The 21,286-nt window shown below is 40.7% G+C and carries 35 protein-coding genes; 2 read left to right on the top strand and 33 right to left on the bottom strand.

The genetic code is table 11. From position 1 onward, the window contains the following. Positions 1 to 264: 264 nt before the first annotated feature. Positions 265 to 492, bottom strand: a complete 228-nt coding sequence (locus ACQKL6_RS18815) for a hypothetical protein (RefSeq protein ID WP_402875656.1) — start codon at positions 490 to 492, stop codon at positions 265 to 267. A 134-nt stretch (positions 493 to 626) separates the two neighbouring features. Between ACQKL6_RS18815 and pdaB the strand changes: the two genes are divergently transcribed. Next, entirely contained in the window at positions 627 to 1,379 is a 753-nt protein-coding gene (gene pdaB, locus ACQKL6_RS18820) for a polysaccharide deacetylase family sporulation protein PdaB (RefSeq protein ID WP_402875658.1), read from the top strand. Positions 1,380 to 1,469: 90 nt separating this feature from the next. On the opposite strand, the gene ACQKL6_RS18825 is transcribed toward pdaB, so the two are convergent. After that, positions 1,470 to 2,144, bottom strand: coding sequence for a KinB-signaling pathway activation protein (locus ACQKL6_RS18825; RefSeq protein ID WP_402875660.1), 675 nt, complete (start codon positions 2,142 to 2,144; stop codon positions 1,470 to 1,472). Between the two features lie 140 nt (positions 2,145 to 2,284). Here ACQKL6_RS18825 and gerD point away from each other — a divergent pair, with 140 nt between their 5' ends. Further along, on the top strand, positions 2,285 to 2,872 hold the full coding sequence (gene gerD / locus ACQKL6_RS18830; protein WP_402959569.1) for a spore germination lipoprotein GerD: 588 nt from the start codon (positions 2,285 to 2,287) through the stop codon (positions 2,870 to 2,872). A 46-nt stretch (positions 2,873 to 2,918) separates the two neighbouring features. Here gerD and ACQKL6_RS18835 read toward each other — a convergent pair whose 3' ends face one another. The 31 genes from ACQKL6_RS18835 to rpsC all read right to left on the bottom strand — a co-directional run bounded on the left by ACQKL6_RS18835 (position 2,919) and on the right by rpsC (position 21,286). Continuing rightward, the gene (locus tag ACQKL6_RS18835; RefSeq protein WP_402875664.1) at positions 2,919 to 3,977 is read right to left on the bottom strand and encodes a P-loop NTPase; all 1,059 of its coding nucleotides are present in this window, start codon (positions 3,975 to 3,977) and stop codon (positions 2,919 to 2,921) included. A gap of 146 nt (positions 3,978 to 4,123) precedes the next feature. Continuing rightward, complete coding sequence (gene cwlD / locus ACQKL6_RS18840) at positions 4,124 to 4,840, bottom strand: N-acetylmuramoyl-L-alanine amidase CwlD (RefSeq protein ID WP_427651745.1); 717 nt, start codon at positions 4,838 to 4,840, stop codon at positions 4,124 to 4,126. Positions 4,841 to 4,930: 90 nt separating this feature from the next. Beyond that, positions 4,931 to 5,356: a DUF2521 family protein gene (locus ACQKL6_RS18845; RefSeq protein ID WP_402959573.1), complete on the bottom strand. Its 426-nt coding sequence runs from the start codon at positions 5,354 to 5,356 to the stop codon at positions 4,931 to 4,933. Positions 5,357 to 5,547: 191 nt separating this feature from the next. Beyond that, the gene (gene rpsI / locus ACQKL6_RS18850; RefSeq protein ID WP_402875668.1) at positions 5,548 to 5,940 is read right to left on the bottom strand and encodes a 30S ribosomal protein S9; all 393 of its coding nucleotides are present in this window, start codon (positions 5,938 to 5,940) and stop codon (positions 5,548 to 5,550) included. A 20-nt stretch (positions 5,941 to 5,960) separates the two neighbouring features. Next, positions 5,961 to 6,398 carry a 50S ribosomal protein L13 gene (gene rplM, locus ACQKL6_RS18855; protein ID WP_034304960.1) on the bottom strand — a complete coding sequence of 146 codons (438 nt, stop codon included), beginning with the start codon at positions 6,396 to 6,398 and terminating at the stop codon, positions 5,961 to 5,963. Between the two features lie 274 nt (positions 6,399 to 6,672). Continuing rightward, positions 6,673 to 7,413 (bottom strand): tRNA pseudouridine(38-40) synthase TruA, encoded by a 741-nt coding sequence (truA, locus tag ACQKL6_RS18860; protein WP_402875669.1) that lies wholly within the window; start codon positions 7,411 to 7,413, stop codon positions 6,673 to 6,675. Positions 7,414 to 7,426: 13 nt separating this feature from the next. After that, the gene (cbiQ, locus tag ACQKL6_RS18865) at positions 7,427 to 8,224 is read right to left on the bottom strand and encodes a cobalt ECF transporter T component CbiQ (protein ID WP_402875670.1); all 798 of its coding nucleotides are present in this window, start codon (positions 8,222 to 8,224) and stop codon (positions 7,427 to 7,429) included. Then, the gene (locus tag ACQKL6_RS18870; protein WP_402875671.1) at positions 8,224 to 9,090 is read right to left on the bottom strand and encodes an energy-coupling factor ABC transporter ATP-binding protein; all 867 of its coding nucleotides are present in this window, start codon (positions 9,088 to 9,090) and stop codon (positions 8,224 to 8,226) included. The genes cbiQ and ACQKL6_RS18870 overlap by 1 nt, the downstream gene beginning before the upstream one ends. Continuing rightward, positions 9,066 to 9,905, bottom strand: coding sequence for an energy-coupling factor ABC transporter ATP-binding protein (locus tag ACQKL6_RS18875; protein ID WP_402875672.1), 840 nt, complete (start codon positions 9,903 to 9,905; stop codon positions 9,066 to 9,068). The genes ACQKL6_RS18870 and ACQKL6_RS18875 overlap by 25 nt, the downstream gene beginning before the upstream one ends. A 372-nt stretch (positions 9,906 to 10,277) precedes the next feature. Beyond that, positions 10,278 to 10,640 carry a 50S ribosomal protein L17 gene (gene rplQ / locus ACQKL6_RS18880; protein WP_061440393.1) on the bottom strand — a complete coding sequence of 121 codons (363 nt, stop codon included), beginning with the start codon at positions 10,638 to 10,640 and terminating at the stop codon, positions 10,278 to 10,280. 82 nt (positions 10,641 to 10,722) lie between these two features. Next, positions 10,723 to 11,667, bottom strand: coding sequence for a DNA-directed RNA polymerase subunit alpha (locus ACQKL6_RS18885; protein WP_402875674.1), 945 nt, complete (start codon positions 11,665 to 11,667; stop codon positions 10,723 to 10,725). A 176-nt stretch (positions 11,668 to 11,843) separates the two neighbouring features. Beyond that, a complete protein-coding gene (gene rpsK, locus ACQKL6_RS18890) occupies positions 11,844 to 12,233 on the bottom strand; it encodes a 30S ribosomal protein S11 (protein WP_040372575.1) in 390 nt (129 codons plus the stop codon). A 22-nt stretch (positions 12,234 to 12,255) separates the two neighbouring features. Next, positions 12,256 to 12,621: a 30S ribosomal protein S13 gene (gene rpsM, locus ACQKL6_RS18895; protein WP_063235804.1), complete on the bottom strand. Its 366-nt coding sequence runs from the start codon at positions 12,619 to 12,621 to the stop codon at positions 12,256 to 12,258. A gap of 22 nt (positions 12,622 to 12,643) precedes the next feature. Further along, positions 12,644 to 12,757, bottom strand: coding sequence for a 50S ribosomal protein L36 (rpmJ, locus tag ACQKL6_RS18900; protein ID WP_003156543.1), 114 nt, complete (start codon positions 12,755 to 12,757; stop codon positions 12,644 to 12,646). Positions 12,758 to 12,798: 41 nt separating this feature from the next. Then, positions 12,799 to 13,017 carry a translation initiation factor IF-1 gene (gene infA, locus ACQKL6_RS18905; RefSeq protein WP_028390440.1) on the bottom strand — a complete coding sequence of 73 codons (219 nt, stop codon included), beginning with the start codon at positions 13,015 to 13,017 and terminating at the stop codon, positions 12,799 to 12,801. 564 nt (positions 13,018 to 13,581) lie between these two features. Then, complete coding sequence (locus tag ACQKL6_RS18910; protein ID WP_402875676.1) at positions 13,582 to 14,235, bottom strand: adenylate kinase; 654 nt, start codon at positions 14,233 to 14,235, stop codon at positions 13,582 to 13,584. 58 nt (positions 14,236 to 14,293) lie between these two features. After that, positions 14,294 to 15,589, bottom strand: a complete 1,296-nt coding sequence (gene secY, locus ACQKL6_RS18915; RefSeq protein WP_402875677.1) for a preprotein translocase subunit SecY — start codon at positions 15,587 to 15,589, stop codon at positions 14,294 to 14,296. Continuing rightward, positions 15,589 to 16,029 carry a 50S ribosomal protein L15 gene (gene rplO, locus ACQKL6_RS18920; RefSeq protein ID WP_402875679.1) on the bottom strand — a complete coding sequence of 147 codons (441 nt, stop codon included), beginning with the start codon at positions 16,027 to 16,029 and terminating at the stop codon, positions 15,589 to 15,591. Before rplO ends, secY begins: the two co-directional genes overlap by 1 nt. A gap of 32 nt (positions 16,030 to 16,061) precedes the next feature. Continuing rightward, positions 16,062 to 16,244 carry a 50S ribosomal protein L30 gene (gene rpmD, locus ACQKL6_RS18925; RefSeq protein WP_402875681.1) on the bottom strand — a complete coding sequence of 61 codons (183 nt, stop codon included), beginning with the start codon at positions 16,242 to 16,244 and terminating at the stop codon, positions 16,062 to 16,064. A 16-nt stretch (positions 16,245 to 16,260) separates the two neighbouring features. Next, the gene (rpsE, locus tag ACQKL6_RS18930; protein WP_402875683.1) at positions 16,261 to 16,761 is read right to left on the bottom strand and encodes a 30S ribosomal protein S5; all 501 of its coding nucleotides are present in this window, start codon (positions 16,759 to 16,761) and stop codon (positions 16,261 to 16,263) included. 23 nt (positions 16,762 to 16,784) lie between these two features. Then, positions 16,785 to 17,147 (bottom strand): 50S ribosomal protein L18, encoded by a 363-nt coding sequence (gene rplR / locus ACQKL6_RS18935; RefSeq protein ID WP_402875684.1) that lies wholly within the window; start codon positions 17,145 to 17,147, stop codon positions 16,785 to 16,787. 32 nt (positions 17,148 to 17,179) lie between these two features. After that, positions 17,180 to 17,716: a 50S ribosomal protein L6 gene (gene rplF / locus ACQKL6_RS18940; protein WP_402875686.1), complete on the bottom strand. Its 537-nt coding sequence runs from the start codon at positions 17,714 to 17,716 to the stop codon at positions 17,180 to 17,182. Positions 17,717 to 17,746: 30 nt separating this feature from the next. Beyond that, a complete protein-coding gene (rpsH, locus tag ACQKL6_RS18945) occupies positions 17,747 to 18,145 on the bottom strand; it encodes a 30S ribosomal protein S8 (RefSeq protein ID WP_285769160.1) in 399 nt (132 codons plus the stop codon). Between the two features lie 30 nt (positions 18,146 to 18,175). Next, complete coding sequence (locus ACQKL6_RS18950; RefSeq protein ID WP_402875689.1) at positions 18,176 to 18,361, bottom strand: type Z 30S ribosomal protein S14; 186 nt, start codon at positions 18,359 to 18,361, stop codon at positions 18,176 to 18,178. Between the two features lie 25 nt (positions 18,362 to 18,386). Further along, positions 18,387 to 18,926: a 50S ribosomal protein L5 gene (rplE, locus tag ACQKL6_RS18955; protein WP_402875691.1), complete on the bottom strand. Its 540-nt coding sequence runs from the start codon at positions 18,924 to 18,926 to the stop codon at positions 18,387 to 18,389. 29 nt (positions 18,927 to 18,955) lie between these two features. Next, entirely contained in the window at positions 18,956 to 19,267 is a 312-nt protein-coding gene (gene rplX / locus ACQKL6_RS18960) for a 50S ribosomal protein L24 (protein ID WP_402875692.1), read from the bottom strand. Positions 19,268 to 19,308: 41 nt separating this feature from the next. Then, a complete protein-coding gene (gene rplN / locus ACQKL6_RS18965) occupies positions 19,309 to 19,677 on the bottom strand; it encodes a 50S ribosomal protein L14 (protein WP_402875694.1) in 369 nt (122 codons plus the stop codon). A gap of 41 nt (positions 19,678 to 19,718) precedes the next feature. Continuing rightward, positions 19,719 to 19,982 (bottom strand): 30S ribosomal protein S17, encoded by a 264-nt coding sequence (gene rpsQ, locus ACQKL6_RS18970; protein WP_402875696.1) that lies wholly within the window; start codon positions 19,980 to 19,982, stop codon positions 19,719 to 19,721. A gap of 18 nt (positions 19,983 to 20,000) precedes the next feature. After that, positions 20,001 to 20,204 carry a 50S ribosomal protein L29 gene (gene rpmC / locus ACQKL6_RS18975; protein ID WP_034305010.1) on the bottom strand — a complete coding sequence of 68 codons (204 nt, stop codon included), beginning with the start codon at positions 20,202 to 20,204 and terminating at the stop codon, positions 20,001 to 20,003. Continuing rightward, complete coding sequence (gene rplP / locus ACQKL6_RS18980) at positions 20,194 to 20,628, bottom strand: 50S ribosomal protein L16 (protein ID WP_427651746.1); 435 nt, start codon at positions 20,626 to 20,628, stop codon at positions 20,194 to 20,196. The genes rpmC and rplP overlap by 11 nt, the downstream gene beginning before the upstream one ends. Before the next feature lies 1 nt (position 20,629). Beyond that, entirely contained in the window at positions 20,630 to 21,286 is a 657-nt protein-coding gene (rpsC, locus tag ACQKL6_RS18985) for a 30S ribosomal protein S3 (RefSeq protein ID WP_402875700.1), read from the bottom strand.

The following is a 21,286-nucleotide window of genomic DNA, read 5'->3' on the forward strand; positions in this document are numbered from 1 at the left end:
AAATGTTTGACTTGCTCATTTTGCTTTTTTATAGTGTGTGCTCACTCAAAATTTACGTTGGCGCTTTGTTTTGTTCAGTTTTCAAAGAGCAATTTGTGTCACTCTGTTTCAGCGACTTTAATATCTTATCATGTTATTACTGTTTCGTCAATAACTTTTTTTAAAAAGTTTTTTAAACTCTTTTTAAAAGCTAATGTCTTGCAGCAACTTTTATAATATACCAGCGAATAAATTAATAGTCAATAGATTTTCAAAATATTATTCTTAATTTTTTTCTGTGTTTTGTTTTTCTCTCACATACGCTAGACATTCTCTTTCCGTCCCCATTCTTTTAAACAGATTGAATAGGATCTTATACTTCTCATTGATAGCCCTTTTCACTACATGGTCAATCCTCCCATCTTGTAAATCGAATAAAATTTCATCCATCTCTCTTTTAAGGAGATACATCAATTCCTCCTTTTCCTTTTCATTGATTAGAAGACCCAGCATATATCTAACACCTCCACAAACCATCTTTCCCCACTCTCCCCATTTATATAAAGTTTCATATTATATTTTTTTGCATATCTCTACAATGCGCGCATAAATATGTGACAAGAGCATTTGGACAAGGGGATGGGTGAATGAAATTCTTCATGGTGCTTCAGGCAAAAAACATTAAACAGTATTCGTTAATTATACTTACGGCTTTATTCACCGCTTGGTTTCTTTTCGTGCAAAATATCATACATGCCCCAGTTTTCTCTACAGAGGATGGGCCAAAAGCCGTTTATAAAGGGGATAAGAATATTGCTATCACATTCAATATTGGCTGGGGGGATGAGAAAGCCGCTCCTATATTAGAAACATTAAAGAGGGAAAAAATTAAATCGGCCACCTTTTTTCTTTCAGGTTCTTGGGCTGAGCGCCACCCAGACATGGTAGCCACCATTGAAAAAGAAGGATATGAAATAGGAATCCTAGGTTATGACTATAAAGATTACTCCGATCTCAAAGATCAGGAAATCATCCGGGATATTTCCAAAGCGCAGGAAGTATTCAAAAAGCTAAATGTTAAAAATATCGAGCTTTTACGTGCGCCCACCGGTCACTTCGATAAGCGACTTCTTAAAATCAGTGAGAATTTCGGTTATACCGTGGTCCATTGGAGCATAGATTCAAAAGATTGGACCAATCCAGGCGTTGAACAGATCGTCCAAAATGTTAACAAAGCCCATAAAGGGGATATCATCTTATTGCATGCCTCGGATTCTGCAAAACAAACGAATAAGGCATTGCCTGATTTAATAAAGGAACTTCGTGCAAAAGACCTGAATTTCGTTAATGTTTCAGAGATGATTTCTAATTCTTCAGCAAGAAGTGAGGAAATTAAGTAATCGACTAAGCACAATTTAAGAACATAAAAAACCTGACCATAGGATAGTCAGGTTTTTTTATGTCGGCAAGCATCTCCGCTTTCAGCGATTTTACTTACCTCCTATTCCATCAGTATTAAAATTCTTCTTAGGGACTTGCATCCTCGCTTTTTTGCCTGCCAACTCCTTTTGGGATTGATTGATCAATTTGTTTAAAATCATTAATTGATAGGCATTACAGACAAGCAGGGGAAATAACATAAAATAGAGCCATCCGTCATCATTGGTCCTTAAGACTGGCACCCACTCCAATACTGTCGCCACCACCATGAAGAACAATGCAGGAATAAAAGCTTGTCTATTCGTTTGCTTCATTTTAAAATAGGCCGTCACCAACCCGATCAACAGTACTACCACAGCTGATGAGATATATGAGCCAAGCCCCTCACCGGATTCAAACTTAATATACCGTAAATAGACTAAATCAAATAAAACAAAGATAATCAGTACAATTTGCACCGCATTCCACAAGTACACACTTTTAAAAATTCCCAGACCGAAACGATGTATCGTTAAATAAGCAAAAAAGCCAGCTTGGCTTATTACACTGAAAATCAATCCCACTCCAAACAACCAAACAAACGTTGAAAGTATGGATGTAATTTCTAACGATGTGAAATACGATTCAAACTCACTCCACCGGGCTATAAATCCCACAACTCCGCCCGTTACTCCACCTATAAGTAATGTTGTCATAAACAATCGAACTAAATTACGGCTGTTCATCCTTTTCCTCCATACATTTCTATTTCTTTCATTAATTGTACCAACCATATTTGGAAAAATCCACTTATTATACCAATGGATAATATCCTGCAAAGAAACCATATTAACAGTATGGAAGATTAAAGAGGGGGGCTCTACGTATGAAAATGGGGTTTACTTTGTTCCTTGCTTCATTCTTGTTCTTTTGTACGGGCTGTTCGCAGAATGGAACGAGTGAAGGAAAAATGGATTATGAGGAAACAAAGAAGATGGTCGTCGATATCTTGAAAACAGATGAGGGAAAAAAAGCCATCCAGGATACCATTGCTGATGATAAAACAAAAACTGAACTTATTATGAACTCGGATATCATAAAAAAATCCATTGAAGAGACTGTTACCTCTGATAAAGGAAAGGAGTTCTGGAAAAAGGCCTTTAAAGATCCTGAATTCACCGCAGCCTACGCCAAAGCTCTAAAAGAAGAACACAAAAGGCTATTAAAAGACTTGATGAAAGACCCACAGTATCGAGGAATGCTAATAGAGGTCTTACAAGAACCCGATTTAGAAAAAGAAATGAACAAGTTACTGAAAACGAAAGAAATGAGAGCCGTATATAAGAAGACGATCATCGAGACGATGGAAGGCCCTCTCGTTCAAGCTAAAATGCAAGAAAGCTTAGACAAGGCCGCTACTAAGGCTACAGAAAAGGCGGAGAAATCCAAAACCGAGGATAAGTCAAAGGAATAAAAAAATAAAGGCTACTTCCAAATACGATGGGAAGTAGCCTTTATTTTTATTTCAATTTTTCAATGACTTTATTCGCAATATCTTCATAAATCTTACCTAATCTATGGTCAGCCGCATATATAGAAGGTGCGAAATCTTCTTCATTCCAATCTGGTTGTTGAAGAGGTAGTTGTCCTAAGACCTCTGTACGAAGTTCTTCTGCAAGCTTCGCCCCTCCACCTTTACCAAATACGAATTCCTTCTCACCAGTGGTCTTGCTTTCGAAATAAGACATATTTTCGATTACACCGATAACCTCATGTTCGGTTTTAATGGCCATGGCTCCTGCCCTTGCTGCCACAAAAGCCGCAGTCGGATGTGGAGTTGTGACGATGATTTCTTTACATGAAGGAAGCATCGTATGAACATCTAATGCGACATCTCCTGTACCAGGTGGTAAATCCAGTACCAAATAATCCAATTCGCCCCATTCCACTTCATTAAAGAAACTGTTTAACATTTTCCCGAGCATTGGCCCTCTCCATATAATAGGCGCGTTATCTTCCACAAAGAAGCCCATCGAAATAACCTGAACGCCAAAACGCTCGACAGGGATGATTCTCTCCCCGCGTACGACGGGTCTTTTTGTGATCCCCATCATATCCGGTACACTGAACCCATATATATCAGCATCAACCAGTCCAACCTTTTTACCAAGACGAGCAAGGGATGTGGCTAAGTTAACCGAAATCGTGGATTTACCCACTCCACCTTTACCACTTGCGATGGCGATGAATTGTGTTTTGTTATTTGGTCCAAGCAACCCTAAGTCTTTCTCTTCCTCAGGCATACTGTCACGATGTTTAGCCAATTCTTCTTCCGATAGTTCTGCGAAACGTATTCCTACCGAATCCGCCCCGTTCCCTTTCAAGAGACCGACAACTTCTGTTTGCATTTCCATTTGCTCGGCAGTTCCTGTCTTTGCGATAGCAAGCTTAACGCTCACATGACTTTTCTCAGGCTTTATTTTTATTTCTAAAATTCCATTTGTTTCTTCAAGGCTTTTATGTAGAAAAGGGTCCTTAAGATCCTTTAATAAATTTAGTACTTTCTCTTCAGTTAACAAGTCGAGCACCCCTTTGTATTCGTTTTCTTTTCCCAATTGTAGTATAACATAATCCGGAAATAAAGCTTATTATCTGCACCAGGGGGTTAACCCCTTTTTCACCATAACAAAAAGGCCTTGTACACCCACCAAGACCTTACAAGGTGTCAATCCGGTTCCGATAGCTTCTCCTCAGTGAAATACCGCAGAATACCCATATATATCGAACTTGCAATCTTCTCTTGGTATTTATCACTCATTAACCTTTCGCGCTCCTCGGTATTAGAGAGGAACCCAATCTCCACCAACGCCCCAGGTTTCTTGGCATAATTCATCAAATATACATGGTTGATCGTTTTTGCATCCCGTGTTGTATTTTCTAAGTTTCTTATAATTTCGGTCTGGATAAACTTGGCCACCTGTTTATTTTCCTCGAACCGGTTTGTATAAAAAGTTTGAGCCCCTTTTGAGGAGGCAGATGGAAATGCGTTCAGGTGGATGGTTAAAAATAAGTCCGCTTCCGAATCATTGATCATTTCAACCCGGTTCCTGAGATCTTCCTGTTTTCGTTTACGGATCCCTTTTGTATCTTCCGTTGCCAAATCCACATCTTTTTCCCGTGTCAACATAACAAGGGCACCTTGTTCCTGCAAATAGTCCCTTACCTTTAGCGTAACCGAAAGCGCAATTTCTTTTTCCATTACATCCTGAACATTCGCCCCTCCGTCCATCCCCCCATGACCCGCATCCAGAATGATGACCTTACCCGTCAACGGAAGGTTCCAAGACTCCCAAGAATCATCTTCAACGAATTTGAAAGTCACAATCAAAAAAAGGACAAACAATCCGATAGAGATCCCTGTATATTTCAGTTTTCTACGCATCACCGTTCTCCTCCCACAAGTCCCTTTATCTATAAAATATGGGACAACCCACGGAAAAAGAACTGATACTTTTCAGGGATCTCCTTCAGCTTAATGAAGCTTCATCTTATAACGCTTTTCACCCGTCTTAAACCCATCCTTCCACCATTCTCCTACAAACCCTTCACAGCAATAAAATACCCCTTCATCAATAGCATTGCTTACCGTGACTTCACGCCAATATAAGATGAAATTGAAGAGAGTATCGATCAAAAACTTTTCTTCCCTTTTGCACCGGGCCCTCACATCATCTTCCGACTCTCCGTAATACCCAAATTTGCTATAGTTTGCCCCTAATAGATACGCCTCTATAGCCACATCAAAGTACCCCTCTTCCAGAACGTCCAGGTATTCCTCGCCAAAGTACCGTTTTATCCTCCCCCTCATATCCTCGATTGATAGCTCCCTAAGTAACCTACGTTCAAACTTCAACTGCCGTTCTCGTTGCATCTCCTGCAAACCTATAACCACACTCATCCATTCACCTCCGGGGTCAGACCCCATTTCCCAAATTATTTCCCATGATGCCATTAGTTTTTGACGTAACACCCTGAACGATTCATTGATTCCTTTGGAAATATTTAATGAGAGTAATCCTTAGTCGGCAAGATAACAAAAAAAGCTCCAGCCACATAAGAGTGGCTGGAGCTTTTTGAAGTTCCAAACGATTAACGTTTTGAGAACTGAGGTGCACGACGTGCGCCTTTAAGACCGTATTTTTTACGTTCTTTCATACGTGGGTCACGTGTTAGTAATCCAGCAGTTTTAAGAGCTGGACGGAATTCTGGGTCTACATGAAGCAATGCACGAGCGATACCGTGACGGATTGCTCCAGCTTGTCCAGTGTATCCACCACCGCTAACGTTTACAAGAACGTCGTAATTTCCAGTAGTTTCTGTAGCAACTAGTGGTTGGTTTACAACTTCACGTAATGCTGCGAAAGGAATATATTCATTAATGTCACGACCGTTGATAACGATGCGACCTTCGCCTGGTACTAAACGTACACGAGCTACTGAGCTCTTACGGCGACCAGTACCATAATATTGAACTTGTGCCAAGATAGTAACCTCCTTAGTAATTATCCGCGTAATTCGTAAACTTCTGGTTGTTGAGCAGCGTGTGGGTGCTCAGCTCCAGCGTATACGTGTAATTTTTTGTAGATTTGACGACCAAGAGAATTCTTTGGAAGCATACCTTTGATAGCAAGTTCAAGCATTCTCTCAGGGTAGTTTGTACGCATCTCAAGAGCAGTTCTAGTTTTAAGACCGCCTGGGTGCATAGTGTGACGGTAATAAATTTTGTCAGTCAATTTTTTACCAGTCAAGTGGATTTTTTCTACATTGATTAAGATTACATGATCACCAGTGTCGATGTTCGGTGTAAAAGTTGGTTTATGTTTACCACGTAAGATGGATGCTACTTCAGTAGAAAGGCGACCTAAAGTTTTGCCTTCAGCGTCAATCACATACCATTTACGTTCTACTTCATTAGCTTTCGCCATAAATGTCGTACGCATGGTTAACCTCCTAAAAAACTTTTAATTTTTTATATTTATTTTCAATCACAATAAACTTCCGGGGCTTATCGTGGGATTAAAATACATACCATATTATATTAACTTCTCCCAGTTTCATTGTCAAGCGAATGTTACACTAGGATAAGTTGTCTTAAAAAAAGAATCGATCACTCCACGAAAAGATTCTACATGGCGTTAGGCCATAACCATAGCGCCATTCACGGATTCAAGTCTTTTCATTACTTGTAAAAAACTTGGTTTGGCACGAAAAAAATTATTTGTAAAATACTTTCCATAAATACAATCCATGTCCGGGTGCTGTTTTACCTGCGAAGCTGCGATCCTTTTTGTTCAAAATATCTATCATTTCCCGAGGTGCTATTTTCCCGCTGCCGACTTCAAGCAGCGTTCCGACCAAGATACGAACCATATTATACAAGAATCCTTCTCCAACGAAGCGAAAAACTAAAAATCCATCAGTCTCTTGGAAATCAATCTCCTGAATGGTCCTTACTTTATCCACCACTTCCGTCTTCGCCGAACAAAAACTTGTAAAATCATGGGTTCCCACTAAATACGAAATGGCTTCGGTCATTGCACCCTCATCTATTGGATAAGGGTAATGATAGGCGTAATTGCGCTGAAATGGATTTCTTAGGGTAGAGCGGTCAATGATATACCGGTATTCCTTGCCTGTTGTGTGGAATCGTGCATGGAAATCATCAGGAACGACCTCAACTTCCAACACAATGATATCATCTGGAAGAAGGGCACTGAATGCCTTCACCCAATTATCCGTAGGAAAGACAAGAGGCGAATCGAAGTGAAGAACCTGCCCCTTGGCATGAACCCCTGAATCTGTCCTTCCCGAAGCAGTCACTTTGACAACTGTCCCCTTGTGGATTTGGGCTAATACCGCCTCGAATTCACGTTGTATCGTTCTTTTCTCTGGCTGTACCTGATAACCAGCAAATTCCGTACCATCATAGGCGATTACACATTTATACTTTGGCATTTACTCTTACCTCTTATGAACGTAATATGAATAACATGACTGTAAGTACAGCCATTGATACCATTAACAGGCTATCACTGATTTTCCAATTTAATTGCCGGTATTTCGTACGGCCCTCCCCGCCACGGTATCCCCTGGATTCCATGGCAGTTGCTAACTCTTCCGCCCGTTTGAAGGAACTGACAAACAAAGGGACCAGTAATGGCACAATGGACTTAACTCGATCCTTAATGGGACCTGAAGAGAAATCCACCCCTCTTGCTGTTTGTGCCTTCATGATTTTGTCCGTTTCTTCCATAAGTGTCGGGATAAACCGAAGGGCAATCGACATCATCAATGCCAACTCATGAACGGGCATTTTCCACTTCTTAAGAGGTCCTAAAAGTTCCTCCATTCCATCCGTTATGGAGATAGGGGTAGTTGTCAAAGTTAGGAGCGACGTAACCAATATCAATAACGTGAATCTTACAGATATGAATAAGCCCTGAATTAAACCGCCTTCGTATATCTCAATCCACCCAAATTCGTAGAGTAATTCCCCTTCCTTCGTAAAAAAGATATGGAGAAGGAAGGTGAAGATGATTAAGAATAGAATAGGTTTTAAACCATTATAAAGATAACGAAGCGGAATCTTGGATAAGGCAATCAGCAATACTGTGAATGCTGCAAGAAGGGCGTAAGAAACTACATTATTCGCCAAAAAAATCACGCAGACAAAAAGGAACACCAGCAATAGCTTTGCCCTCGGATCCATTTTATGCACCACAGAGTCAGCAGGGACATATCGCCCGATAATCATTTTATCAAGCATCAGCGGTTCCCCCGTTTCATGGCTTTATCGATTTCTATCGCCAAATCCTCGATGTTGAGACAGGGATGATCAAAGCGAACACCCAACTCTTTCTGAAGTTTAAGTTGAAAGCGAACCGTGTCCGGCACATCTAATCCCAACTCAATCAATTGTTCCGGTTGAGAAAAGATTTCTTGAGGCGTTCCTTTCCGAAAAACGGTTCCCTGATGCATAATGATGATATCGTCCGCGTACTTAGCGGCATCTTCCATACTATGGGTCACCAATATAGTCGATAAGCCTCTCACTTTATGCAATTGATAGAACATATCCATGATTTCTTTCCTACCACGCGGGTCAAGCCCAGCCGTCGGCTCATCTAATACTAATACTTCAGGTTCCATCGCTAAGACACCAGCAATCGCCACTCGACGCATTTGTCCACCGGATAAATCGAAAGGAGACTTATCAAGGATATCTTCACTAAGGCCTACCTGAACGATGGCCTTTTTGGCCAGTTCTTTAGCCTCTGCTTCAGAGACTCCAAAATTCATCGGCCCAAAACATATATCCTTCTCGACCGTTTCATCAAAAAGTTGATGTTCGGGAAACTGAAAGACTATCCCTACTTTTTTTCTAATTGGTCTCAAAAGCTTTTCTTTTCTTCCAGCTTCTATCGTACGGTCGCCAATGATGACCTGCCCCTTAGTCGGTTTCAGGAGAGCATTTAGATGCTGCAGTAGCGTGGATTTACCTGAACCCGTATGACCGATGATTGCTGTATACGTCCCCGATTCCATCGATATATTGACATCATGAAGGGCCAAATGTTCAAATGGAGTATTCACCTGGTAGCGGTACTCTACATCATCGAGTGTAATTCGCATAAATCCTTCACCAACTCTTCCTCTGTCAAATGCCCATTCACGACACGGATGCCATTTTTCTGCAGTTCTTTGCTTAGTTTCACCGAAAAAGGTATATCCAGTCCAAGCGCAATCAATTCATCCTCTAGTTTAAAGATGTCCTCTGGAGTCCCTTCACGGAATAACCGGCCTTGATTCATGACTATCATCCTGTCAGCTTTCGCAGCTTCCTCAAGGTCATGGGTAATGGATATTACGGTAATCTCATTTTCCTGCTTTAATTGTCTAACCGTTTCAAGCACTTCTTCACGGCCTCTTGGGTCAAGCATGGAAGTTGCCTCATCTAAAATGATTATATCTGGTTGCAAGGCAATAACACCGGCTATAGCCACTCTCTGCTTTTGACCGCCGGATAGATGGTGCGGCTCTTGATTAAGAAAGGCATTCATTTTAACCTTATTTAGTGCACCATGAACACGCTCCACCATAACCTGCTGAGAAACACCGGCGTTTTCTAAACCAAAAGCCACATCATCCTGAACTGTAGTGCCTACAAACTGATTATCGGGATTTTGAAAAACCATACCAATCTTTTTTCGTACGTCCCAAACTGTTTCTTCTGTCAATGTTTGATCATTAATCAAAATTGCACCTGAGTGGGCGAACTGAAGTCCATTCAACAATTTCGCTAAAGTCGACTTGCCGGAACCGTTATGACCAACAATTGCAAGCCACTCCCCTTGATAAATATCAAAAGAAACATCATCTAAGGCGTTTCGAGACTGCCCCTCATATTTGAATATAATATTATTTAAAGAAACCAGCTTCTTACTCATGTGGCCCTCCTCATCCTCGACTGCACTCATCTTACTAACTCGGCTCAATACTAAAAACATCAATGAACTAGCTATATTTATTTCTGAACATATAAAAAAACGCTGCACCCCTTCCACCGAAAGAATTTTCGGTAAATTAAGAGCAGCTTAGAGCAGTCCTGTTACGAAAAACAGGTTATCTTATTGAATCGCTTATCAAAAGCGGGAAGGGATGCTTGAGCTAGACGTGAAGGCTCCCTTATATATAAGGTTTCGCCAGCCATCGTAACACTCAATGCGAATTTCTAACATACAGAATTAAAAATAAAAAAAGAAAAAGGGCAAAGAACAAGTGAGTATATTCCTTTGTCCTGCCCTTTTTCATCGTTGTTATTAAACTAATTCAATAACCACGACTGGTGCACCGTCACCGCGGCGTGGACCAACTTTCATGATACGAGTGTATCCGCCTTGACGTTCTTCATAACGTGGAGCAACGTCACTGAATAGCTTTTGAAGGGCATCAGTGCCTTTCTCAGCGTCAGCGATTTCGTTACGGATGAAAGATGCAGCTTGACGGCGTGCATGCAAGTCACCACGTTTACCAAGAGTGATCATTTTATCTACTACAGAACGTAATTCTTTAGCACGTGCTTCAGTAGTTTCGATGCGCTCATGGATAATAAGATCCGTAGCTAAATCACGAAGTAATGCTTTACGTTGTGCGCTAGTGCGTCCTAACTTTCTGTAACCCATTAGAGATTCCCTCCTTTGTTGAAGTTCTATATTGTGTGTCTAGTACAAGGCTCACAACATAATGGATGATTCCGCCATGTTATCAGTCGTCTTTACGAAGACCTAAGCCTAATTCTTCTAGTTTCGCTTTCACTTCTTCAAGTGATTTACGACCTAGATTACGAACTTTCATCATATCTTCTTCCGTTTTATGAGCAAGCTCTTGAACGGTATTGATTCCAGCACGTTTCAAGCAATTATAAGAGCGAACAGAAAGATCCAATTCTTCGATAGTCATCTCAAGAACTTTCTCTTTTTGGTCTTCTTCTTTTTCAACCATGATTTCTGCATTTTGAGCTTCATCAGTTAACCCAACAAAGATATTTAAATGCTCTGTTAAAATCTTAGCTCCAAGTGCTACCGCTTCTTGCGGACCCGTACTGCCATCAGTCCAAACATCGAACGTTAACTTGTCAAAGTTAGACAACTGTCCTACACGTGTATTTTCCACTTGGAAAGCTACGCGTGAAACTGGAGTGTAAAGAGCATCAATTGGAATTACACCAATAGGTTGATCTTCTCTCTTGTTTTGAACAGCAGGAGTGTAGCCGCGGCCGCGACGTGCAGATAAGCGCATGCGCATATGACCGTTTTTACCGATTGTAGCAATATATAAATCCGGGTTAAGAATTTCTACATCACTATCATGAGTGATATCTGCAGCCGTAATGACTCCTTCACCCGAAACGTCAATTTCTAGCGTCTTTTCCTCATCGGAATAAATCTTTAGAGCTAGCTTTTTCACATTAAGGATGATTGAAGTTACATCTTCTACGACGCCTTCAATAGTTGAGAACTCATGTAGCACTCCATCAATTTGTATAGCTGTGACAGCAGCACCTGGGAGTGAGGATAATAGGATACGACGTAAGGAGTTACCCAATGTTGTACCATACCCACGCTCTAGTGGCTCTACGACGAATTTACCGAATTTGGCATCGTCGTTGATTTCAACCGTTTCGATTTTTGGTTTTTCTATTTCGATCATCAACAAACCCTCCTTCAAAACGTCAAAACCCCGGTAAGTAAGCTTGTCACTTAACCGAAATTCCCCATGTATACGTTCCCGCTGTGCGCAACAACTGAAAAATTAATCTTCTGTAAGAACGCAAACTCAGTATTATATCCCATTATTGACAGGAATACAAAATCTATACAGAAAAATTAAACACGGCGACGTTTTGGCGGACGACATCCGTTATGTGGTACTGGAGTTACATCTTTAATTGCAGTTACTTCTAGTCCAGCAGCTTGAAGTGCACGAATAGCAGCTTCACGTCCTGCACCTGGTCCTTTAACTGTAACTTCAAGAGTTTTCATACCATGTTCAATAGATGTTTTAGCAGCAGTTTCTGCAGCCATTTGTGCAGCGAAAGGAGTAGATTTACGAGATCCACGGAATCCTAATGCTCCAGCACTTGACCAAGAAATAGCATTACCATGTGCATCAGTGATAGTAACGATAGTGTTGTTGAATGTTGAACGAATATGTGCAATACCAGTTTCTATATTCTTTTTCACACGACGTTTACGTGTATTAGTTTTGCGTGCCATGAAAAGTAACCTCCTTTACTAATTATTTTTTCTTGTTAGCTACTGTACGACGAGGTCCTTTACGCGTACGTGCATTGTTTTTTGTGTTTTGTCCACGAACAGGAAGACCACGACGGTGACGTAAACCACGGTATGAACCGATTTCCATTAAACGTTTGATGTTAAGGGAAATTTCACGACGTAGATCGCCTTCTACTTTTAACTTGTCAATGATATCACGAATTTTGTTTAATTCGTCTTCCGTTAAATCACGAACGCGAGTTTCTTCAGAGATACCAGCTTCTGCAAGAATTTTAATCGCTGTTTGTTTTCCAATACCATATATATATGTTAATGAGATAACAATTCGTTTGTCACGGGGAATATCTACTCCAGCAATACGTGCCATGCTTGAGTGCACCTCCTTCTATTTAGCCTTGTTTTTGTTTATGTTTAGGGTTTTCGCAAATAACCATAACTTTACCTTTTCTGCGGATAACTTTACACTTTTCGCAGATTGGTTTGACTGATGGTCTGACTTTCATTGCTATCTAACCTCCTTATACAGATCGGAGCGTAACCGGAATTATTTAAACCGGTATGTGATTCTGCCGCGAGTTAGATCATACGGGGAAAGCTCAACCGTAACTTTATCTCCAGGCAAAATGCGAATAAAGTGCATACGAATTTTACCGGATACATGAGCTAAAACAGTATGACCATTTTCTAATTCTACCTTAAACATTGCATTTGGCAAAGTCTCTTGTACTGTGCCTTCTACTTCAATTACATCGTCTTTCGCCATTAAAGTGATTCTCCCTTCTCTATGCGTGAACCTATTACAGGTACACATCTTTCCGTCAACTTTACTCCAGTCCAATTATCCTCAAAAGTCTTACAATTCTGCATCAAGTATTCACCATTTTTGTAGAACCAGGCTTTAACTGAGGACCTTATCAGCTGGACCGAAATGAGGATTTTATGGGTCCTCATGTAAGTCTTGACCGATTCCGTGACCGACATACTCTCAAAAAAAGAGAAGCAATTAGTCTCGACATAGGCTTGAATAGCATGGGAGATGTTTGAAAGGCGCACGCCTGGCATAGCTACTTTCTACCCTCTATATCACGACTCTTTAGGAAATCTACTAGAGTCGTTGCATTTCTTCAACAATTTTGCCGACCGGATATGTCCATGAAGATTACTTAAAACGTAATCGCCCAATTCAGGGAATACCAAGTGCAAGAACCTGATCGATAAATGTGTAAATGCCGTTGCGAAATCCATTATACCCTTTGTATGAAAGGAATGCACCATATTTAAACAGGAAGTTTTAAAATGGCAGGATTTCATAAATTATCAAGAATGATTATTTTTGCAATGGATCAAGTAGCACATCAATGTTTTCAAATACCTTATTAATATCTTGCTGTCCATTAATGTCGACCAAGTACCCTTTTTCTCCGTAGAAATCAAGAAGTGGCTTAGTTTGTTTCAAATTCACATCTAAGCGATTTTGAACCGTTTCTTCATTATCGTCAGCACGTTGATATAAATCTCCGCCGCAACGGTCACATACATCTTCTTTTGTTGGAGGATTGAAAACAAGGTGATATGTCGAACCGCAAGATTTGCAAATGCGACGACCTGTCAATCTTTCCATTAAGATGCTTTTATCAACATTGATATTAATTACAAAATTAATTTTTCGATCTAAATCAGCAAGAATGTTTTCAAGAGCTTCTGCTTGTGCCACAGTACGTGGGAAACCATCAAGTAGAAATCCTTTTACGCAATCTTCCTTGCTTAAACGCTCACGAACAATGCCGATGGTTACTTCATCAGGAACCAATTCGCCCTTATCCATGAATGATTTAGCCTTTAGACCTAATTCTGTTCCATCTTTGATAGCTGTTCGGAACATATCTCCAGTAGAAATATGAGGGATGTTATATTTTTCTACGATTTTTTCGGCTTGAGTACCTTTACCAGCACCCGGTAGCCCCATTAAAACTAGATTCAATGTTCTTCCCCCTCAAACTCTATAATGGGTAAAGGGAACATATCGTTCCCAGAACTCATTACTTTATAAAGCCTTTATAGTGTCTCTTCACTAGTTGTGCTTCTAGCTGTTTCATCGTATCAAGGGCAACCCCGACTACGATTAGCAAACTAGTTCCGCCAATCTGAGCAGATTGTGGAAGATCAGCAAGCTTTATGAAGAATACCGGTAAAACGGCAATGGCTGCTAAGAATAAAGAGCCAACGAACGTTAAGCGATATAAAACACTAGTTAAATATTCTTGTGTACTCTTACCTGGACGAATCCCTGGCACATAGCCACCTTGCTTTTTCAGATTTTCAGACATTTGCTCAGGATTAACCTGAATGAACGCATAAAAATATGAGAAGGCAATAATAAGAGCAACATATATGATCATGCCAATTGGCTTAGTATAATCAAGGTTTGTTGAAATCCAAGTAGTCACGCTATTCTTCCCGAAGAAAGAGGCGATCGTTGTTGGAGTGATAATAAATGCAGTTGCGAAGATTACCGGGATAACACCCGCAGCATTTACTTTCAATGGTAAATGGGTAGATTGACCACCCATTTGCGTACGACCCACCGCAGCACGTTTGGCATATTGGATTGGAATCTTACGTAATGCTTGCTGAATGAAGATTACAGCAACCACGATTGCTAATACTGCTACTATGATAAGGATAATGGTTACAATTCGTAAGAATAGTTGGTCCCCAGCATTTTCAAACTGCTGTGCATAGATCTGGTTGGCCGTATTAGGCAAACTAGATACAATACCAGCAAAGATAATAATGGAAATCCCATTACCGACACCTTTAGCAGTAATCAACTCTCCTAACCACAAAAGAAAAGCTGTTCCTGCCGTTAAGACAGTCGCAATAAGCAAGTATGTTGCAACCCCAGGAGATTCAATTAACGAGCCACCCGACATATTGTTAAATCCATAAGACATACCCAAAGCTTGGATAAATCCAAGGACAATAGTGAAGTAACGTGTGAATTGAGCCAATTTACGGCGCCCTGCCTCCCCTTGTTTCGACCATTCAGTGAACTTTGGAACAACGTCCATCTGTAATAGCTGTACGATGATTGATGCCGTGATATACGGCATGATCCCCATCGCCAAAATAGAGAAGTTTTGCAGTGCTCCGCCGCCAAAGGTATTTAAAAGACCGATGACGCTCATTTGGTCCTGTTCAGCAAGAAAACCGGCATTCACATGCGGTACAGGAATAAATGTACCGATGCGATAGACGATTAACATGAGAAGGGTAAAAATTATCTTATTTCTTATTTCACCCACGCGCATAAAATTGGAGATCGTGCGAAACATTAGATCACCTCTGTGTTACCGCCAGCAGCTTCGATAGCTTCTTTTGCAGTAGAAGAGAATTTGTGAGCTTTAACAGTAAGCTTTTTCTCAATGTTTCCTTTAGCAAGAATCTTGATTCCTGCTTTTTCTTTACTTACGATACCAGTCTCAAGTAAAAGAGCTGGAGTTACTTCAGTACCGTCTTCGAAAAGATTTAACGTATCAAGATTTACGATAGCATAGTCTTTACGGTTAACGTTGGTAAATCCACGTTTAGGCAAACGTCTGAATAGAGGAGTTTGACCCCCTTCAAATCCAAGGCGTACACCGCCGCCAGAGCGAGCGTTTTGTCCTTTGTGTCCTTTACCTGCTGTTTTACCGTTACCAGATCCAATACCGCGACCTTTACGTTTACGTTCTTTACGAGAACCTTCTGCAGATTTTAACTCATGAAGTTTCATGTTGGCACCTCCTTGTTAAGTTAAAAATTATTTTATTGTTCTTTTACAGTAACAAGATGAGATACTTTGGTAATCATACCACGAATCGCAGGGTTGTCATCTTGAACAACCGTTTGATGCATTTTGTGTAAACCCAAAGTGTTAACTGTAACACGTTGATCTTCAGGACGACCGATCAAGCTGCGAGTGAGGGTAATTTCTAATTTATTAGCCATTATACGATTTCCCTCCTTATCCTAACAGTTCTTGTACTGATTTACCACGTAACTTAGCTACGTCCTCAGCACGTTTTAATTGCTTCAATCCTTCGATTGTTGCACGAACCATATTAATAGGTGTGTTAGTACCTAATGATTTAGACAAGATATCACTAATTCCGCCTAATTCAAGGACCGCACGAACAGGACCACCAGCAATAACTCCTGTACCTTCAGAAGCTGGTTTCAAAAGAATGTGACCAGCGCCAAAGTGACCATTCACAAGGTGAGGAATTGTAGTTCCTACCATTGGTACAGTAATTAGATTTTTCTTAGCATCCTCAATAGCTTTACGGATTGCATCCGGAACTTCTTGAGCTTTACCAGTACCAAATCCAACATGACCGTTTTTATCACCTACAACAACTAGTGCAGTGAAACGGAAACGACGTCCGCCTTTAACAACTTTAGCTACACGGTTTACGGTAACTACGCGTTCTTCAAGTTCTAATTTATTAGGATCAATGCTACGCATCTGTATATGTCCCTCCTTATCCATTAAAATTCTAAGCCGTTTTCACGAGCAGCGTCAGCTAATGCTTTAACACGACCATGGAAGAGGTAACCACCGCGGTCAAATACCACAGCTTTTAAACCTTTTTCAATAGCACGTTTCGCAATAAGTTCGCCAACTTTTTGAGCTGCTTCAGCGTTGCTACCAGCTTCAATGCTAATCTCTTTATCAAGAGTTGAAGCACTTGCTAATGTTACGCCTTTTGCATCGTCAATCAATTGTGCGTAAATGTGTTTGTTTGAACGGAACACATTTAAACGAGGACGAGCTTCCGTTCCAGAAATCTTTGCACGTACACGTGCATGGCGTTTCTGACGAGTAGCATTTTTATCAAGCTTCGTAATCATTTACGTCACTCCTTTCGTTTACTTAAGCAGCATTACTTACCAGTTTTACCTTCTTTACGACGAACGAATTCGCCAACGTAACGGATACCTTTACCTTTATACGGTTCAGGTGGGCGAGTATCACGAATGTTAGCTGCAAGAGCACCTACACGTTCTTTACTAGCACCTTTAACGATTACTTTTGTATTAGAAGGAACTTCGACTTCAACGCCTGCTTCTGGTTCTATTTCTACAGGGTGAGAATATCCTACGTTAAGGATAAGCTTAGTACCTTGCTTTTGAGCACGGTACCCAACCCCAATAAGTTCTAGTGACTTTTCGAATCCTTTTGAAACTCCTTCAATCATGTTAGCGATAAGAGCGCGAGTAGTACCGTGTAAAGAACGGTGAGCTTTCTCGTCAGACGGGCGTGTAACAGTTACCACGTTCTCTTCAACAACGATTGTAAGATCAGGATTAAATGATCTAGTTAATTCACCTTTAGGGCCTTTAACAGTTACTTCACTTCCGTTTACAGTAACTGTTACGCCTGCAGGGATTTCAACAGGTTTTTTACCTATACGAGACATATTGTGCACCTCCATTCTTGTGAAAATGTATTACCAAACGTATGCTAAAACTTCTCCGCCAACTTGTTTAGAGCGAGCTTCCTTGTCTGTTAAAACTCCGTGAGAAGTAGAAACAATTGCGATACCTAAACCGTTTAGAACGCGTGGTACCTCTCCAGTTTTTGCATATACACGCAAACCAGGTTTGCTGATACGTTTAAGACCAGTGATAACACGTTCGTTGTTTGCACCGTATTTTAAGAAGATACGGATGATACCTTGTTTGTTGTCTTCGATTAATTCAAAGTCACGTACGAAGCCCTCACGCTTTAAGATCTCAGCAATTTCCTTTTTGATCTTTGAAGCAGGAACTTCTAGCTTTTCGTGACGAACCATATTCGCATTACGGATGCGAGTAAGCATATCTGCAATAGGATCTGTCATGACCATTTTATTTTACCTCCTTCCCAAACTCGGGTTTTACCAGCTAGCTTTTTTAACGCCAGGAATTTGTCCTTTATGTGCAAGTTCGCGGAAACAAATACGACATAGTTTAAATTTACGTATTACAGAATGTGGACGGCCGCAACGTTCGCAACGTGTATATTCTTGTACTTTAAACTTTTGTTCGCGTTTTTGCTTTACGATCATAGACTTTTTAGCCACGATTTCGCCTCCCTTTATTTAGAGATTACTTTTGGAACGGCATTCCAACTTGAGTAAGTAGTTCACGAGCTTCTTCGTCAGTGTTGGCAGTCGTTACGATAACGATATCCATACCACGAACTTTGCTCACTTTATCGTAATCAATCTCAGGGAAGATAAGTTGTTCTTTAATACCTAATGTATAGTTCCCACGTCCGTCAAAAGATTTCTTTGAAACGCCGCGGAAATCACGTACACGTGGTAAAGATACAGATACTAGCTTATCAAGGAATTGATACATACGTTCTCCACGTAGTGTAACCTTCGCTCCGATAGGCATACCTTCACGCAAACGGAATCCTGCGATTGATTTTTTAGCTTTAGTTATTACTGGTTTTTGACCAGCGATAAGTGTTAATTCTTCAACTGCTGTATCTAAAGCTTTTGAGTTAGATACTGCGTCACCAACACCCATGTTAATAACGATCTTTTCAATAGTTGGTACTTGCATTACTGATTGATAGTTGAATTTACCCATTAATGATGGTGTAATTTCGCTGTTATATTTTTCTTTAAGGCGGCTCATTGCTTCGTGTACCTCCCTTCATTTATGACTTATTTATCTAAAGATTCACCTGATATTTTAGCTACGCGTACTTTCTTGCCGTTTTCAATCTTATATCCAACACGAGTCGGTTTACCTGTTTTCGGATCAAGAGGCATTACATTGGATGCGTGAATAGCAGCTTCTCGGCTGATAATTCCACCTTGTGGATTAACTTGAGATGGCTTAGAGTGCTTTTTCACAATATTAATTCCTTCAACAAGCACACGATTTTGTTTCGGATATGCTTCAAGAATTGTTCCTTGTTTGCCTTTGTCCTTACCAGAGATGACTACGACTTTGTCACCTTTTTTAACATGCATTAGCTTGGCACCTCCTTGAAAGGCTTTACGAAATTTAACTATTATAAAACTTCTGGAGCTAGAGAAACGATCTTCATGAAACTGTTATCACGTAATTCACGAGCAACAGGTCCAAAAATACGAGTTCCACGTGGGCTCTTATCGTCACGGATAATTACACATGCGTTCTCATCGAAACGAATGTAAGAACCGTCAGGACGACGCATACCACGTTTTGTACGAACAACAACAGCCTTAACGACTTCACCTTTTTTAACAACGCCTCCAGGTGTTGCTTGTTTAACGGTACAAACTATAACATCGCCGATATTAGCATATTTACGTCCAGAACCACCTAGTACTTTAATAGCTAGAACTTCACGTGCACCTGAATTGTCAGCGACTTTTAAACGAGATTCTTGTTGAATCATGTACGGTACCTCCCTTCGGAATTAACTTAATCCGAACAAAATTAAATGATTACTGATTTTTCTACTACTTCTAGAAGACGGAAACGTTTTGTAGCTGAAAGTGGACGAGTTTCCATGATACGTACTACATCGCCTGCTTTAGCTTCATTCAGCTCGTCATGAGCTTTTAACTTTTTAGAGTATTTTACGCGTTTACCGTATAAAGAATGCTTTTTATAGGTTTCTACAACGACTGTTACGGTTTTATCCATTTTGTCGGATACTACGCGGCCAGTGTAGACTTTGCGTTGGTTGCGTTCGCTCATTATGCAAACCTCCATTCATTATCGATTAGTGACACCGATCTCTCTTTGACGAACAACTGTTTTCATACGAGCGATCGATTTGCGAACTTCACGGATGCGAGCTGTATTTTCAAGTTGTCCAGTAGCTAACTGGAAACGAAGATTAAATAGTTCTTCTTTAAGAGATTTTAGTTTTTGTTCAATTTCAGCAGTGGTTAGATCTTTGATTTCATTAGCTTTCATTTGTTTCACCACCAATTTCCTCTCTTTTTACAAACTTACATTTGATTGGAAGTTTGTGTGCTGCAAGGCGCAATGCTTCTCTTGCCACCTCTTCAGATACACCAGAGATTTCAAACAATACTTTGCCCGGTTTAACGACTGCTACCCAACCTTCAGGAGCACCTTTACCGGAACCCATCCGTACTTCAAGCGGCTTAGCAGTGTAAGGTTTGTTTGGGAAGATCTTGATCCAAACTTTACCTCCACGCTTCATGTAACGAGTCATCGCTACACGAGCTGCTTCGATTTGACGGTTAGTGATCCAGGAAGCTTCTTGAGCTTGAAGTCCAAATTCTCCGAAATGAACTTCACGTCCGCCTTTAGCCATCCCTCTCATCTTACCGCGATGTTCACGACGGTATTTTACGCGTTTTGGCAATAACATATTATTTTCCTCCTTCCTCAGATTTCTTCTTAGTAGGAAGAACTTCTCCACGGTAGATCCAAACTTTCACGCCTAGCTTCCCGTAAGTAGTATCTGCTTCAGCATGAGCATAATCTATGTCAGCACGAAGTGTGTGAAGTGGAACTGTTCCCTCGCTGTAGTGTTCAGCACGAGCAATATCTGCACCGCCAAGACGACCAGAAACTTGAGTTTTGATTCCTTTAGCGCCTGAACGCATTGTACGTTGAATAGCTTGTTTTTGAGCACGACGGAATGAAACACGATTTTCTAATTGACGAGCGATGTTCTCAGCAACCAATTTCGCATCAAGATCTGCTCTTTTGATTTCGATGATATTGATGTGAACTCTTTTGCCAGTTAATTGGTTTAATGCTTTACGAAGTGCTTCAACTTCAGTGCCGCCCTTACCGATAACCATACCTGGTTTAGCAGTATGAACTGATACATTGATGCGGTTAGCTGCACGTTCGATTTCAACCTTGGATACAGAAGCATCACTTAGACGTTTCGCGATATACTCACGAACTCTAAGGTCTTCATGCAAAAGAACTGCGTAGTCTTTATCAGCGTACCATTTGGATTCCCAATCACGGATGATCCCGATACGCATACCGACTGGATTTACCTTTTGACCCAC

Source organism: Peribacillus sp. NPDC097197 (genome assembly GCF_050278025.1).
Taxonomy (GTDB): Bacteria; Bacillota; Bacilli; order Bacillales; family DSM-1321; genus Peribacillus.

Excerpts from the sequence above, each read along its gene's own strand:
- rpsK (WP_040372575.1), bottom strand. The coding sequence starts at position 12,233 with ATGGCACGCAAAACTAATACACGTAAACGTCGTGTGAAAAAGAATATA.
- rplE (WP_402875691.1), bottom strand. The coding sequence starts at position 18,926 with ATGAGCCGCCTTAAAGAAAAATATAACAGCGAAATTACACCATCATTA.
- cwlD (WP_427651745.1), bottom strand. The coding sequence starts at position 4,840 with ATGCGTAGAAAACTGAAATATACAGGGATCTCTATCGGATTGTTTGTC.
- rpsE (WP_402875683.1), bottom strand. The coding sequence starts at position 16,761 with ATGCGTAGCATTGATCCTAATAAATTAGAACTTGAAGAACGCGTAGTT.
- ACQKL6_RS18875 (WP_402875672.1), bottom strand. The coding sequence starts at position 9,905 with ATGAGTAAGAAGCTGGTTTCTTTAAATAATATTATATTCAAATATGAG.
- rpmC (WP_034305010.1), bottom strand. The coding sequence starts at position 20,204 with ATGAAAGCTAATGAAATCAAAGATCTAACCACTGCTGAAATTGAACAA.
- rpmD (WP_402875681.1), bottom strand. The coding sequence starts at position 16,244 with ATGGCTAATAAATTAGAAATTACCCTCACTCGCAGCTTGATCGGTCGT.
- ACQKL6_RS18885 (WP_402875674.1), bottom strand. The coding sequence starts at position 11,667 with ATGATCGAAATAGAAAAACCAAAAATCGAAACGGTTGAAATCAACGAC.
- rplO (WP_402875679.1), bottom strand. The coding sequence starts at position 16,029 with ATGAAACTTCATGAGTTAAAATCTGCAGAAGGTTCTCGTAAAGAACGT.
- rplX (WP_402875692.1), bottom strand. The coding sequence starts at position 19,267 with ATGCATGTTAAAAAAGGTGACAAAGTCGTAGTCATCTCTGGTAAGGAC.
- cbiQ (WP_402875670.1), bottom strand. The coding sequence starts at position 8,224 with ATGCTTGATAAAATGATTATCGGGCGATATGTCCCTGCTGACTCTGTG.
- infA (WP_028390440.1), bottom strand. The coding sequence starts at position 13,017 with ATGGCGAAAGACGATGTAATTGAAGTAGAAGGCACAGTACAAGAGACT.
- rplF (WP_402875686.1), bottom strand. The coding sequence starts at position 17,716 with ATGTCTCGTATAGGTAAAAAACCTGTTGAAATCCCTGCAGGCGTAACA.
- rpmJ (WP_003156543.1), bottom strand. The coding sequence starts at position 12,757 with ATGAAAGTCAGACCATCAGTCAAACCAATCTGCGAAAAGTGTAAAGTT.
- rplM (WP_034304960.1), bottom strand. The coding sequence starts at position 6,398 with ATGCGTACGACATTTATGGCGAAAGCTAATGAAGTAGAACGTAAATGG.
- rpsQ (WP_402875696.1), bottom strand. The coding sequence starts at position 19,982 with ATGAGCGAACGCAACCAACGCAAAGTCTACACTGGCCGCGTAGTATCC.
- rpsM (WP_063235804.1), bottom strand. The coding sequence starts at position 12,621 with ATGGCACGTATTGCTGGAGTAGATATTCCCCGTGACAAACGAATTGTT.
- secY (WP_402875677.1), bottom strand. The coding sequence starts at position 15,589 with ATGTTTCGCACGATCTCCAATTTTATGCGCGTGGGTGAAATAAGAAAT.
- ACQKL6_RS18845 (WP_402959573.1), bottom strand. The coding sequence starts at position 5,356 with ATGAGTGTGGTTATAGGTTTGCAGGAGATGCAACGAGAACGGCAGTTG.
- pdaB (WP_402875658.1), top strand. The coding sequence starts at position 627 with ATGAAATTCTTCATGGTGCTTCAGGCAAAAAACATTAAACAGTATTCG.
- ACQKL6_RS18870 (WP_402875671.1), bottom strand. The coding sequence starts at position 9,090 with ATGCGAATTACACTCGATGATGTAGAGTACCGCTACCAGGTGAATACT.
- rplQ (WP_061440393.1), bottom strand. The coding sequence starts at position 10,640 with ATGGGTTACAGAAAGTTAGGACGCACTAGCGCACAACGTAAAGCATTA.
- ACQKL6_RS18825 (WP_402875660.1), bottom strand. The coding sequence starts at position 2,144 with ATGAACAGCCGTAATTTAGTTCGATTGTTTATGACAACATTACTTATA.
- rpsH (WP_285769160.1), bottom strand. The coding sequence starts at position 18,145 with ATGGTCATGACAGATCCTATTGCAGATATGCTTACTCGCATCCGTAAT.
- truA (WP_402875669.1), bottom strand. The coding sequence starts at position 7,413 with ATGCCAAAGTATAAATGTGTAATCGCCTATGATGGTACGGAATTTGCT.
- ACQKL6_RS18815 (WP_402875656.1), bottom strand. The coding sequence starts at position 492 with ATGCTGGGTCTTCTAATCAATGAAAAGGAAAAGGAGGAATTGATGTAT.
- rplP (WP_427651746.1), bottom strand. The coding sequence starts at position 20,628 with ATGTTATTGCCAAAACGCGTAAAATACCGTCGTGAACATCGCGGTAAG.
- gerD (WP_402959569.1), top strand. The coding sequence starts at position 2,285 with ATGAAAATGGGGTTTACTTTGTTCCTTGCTTCATTCTTGTTCTTTTGT.
- rplN (WP_402875694.1), bottom strand. The coding sequence starts at position 19,677 with ATGATTCAACAAGAATCTCGTTTAAAAGTCGCTGACAATTCAGGTGCA.
- rplR (WP_402875684.1), bottom strand. The coding sequence starts at position 17,147 with ATGATTACGAAGCTTGATAAAAATGCTACTCGTCAGAAACGCCATGCA.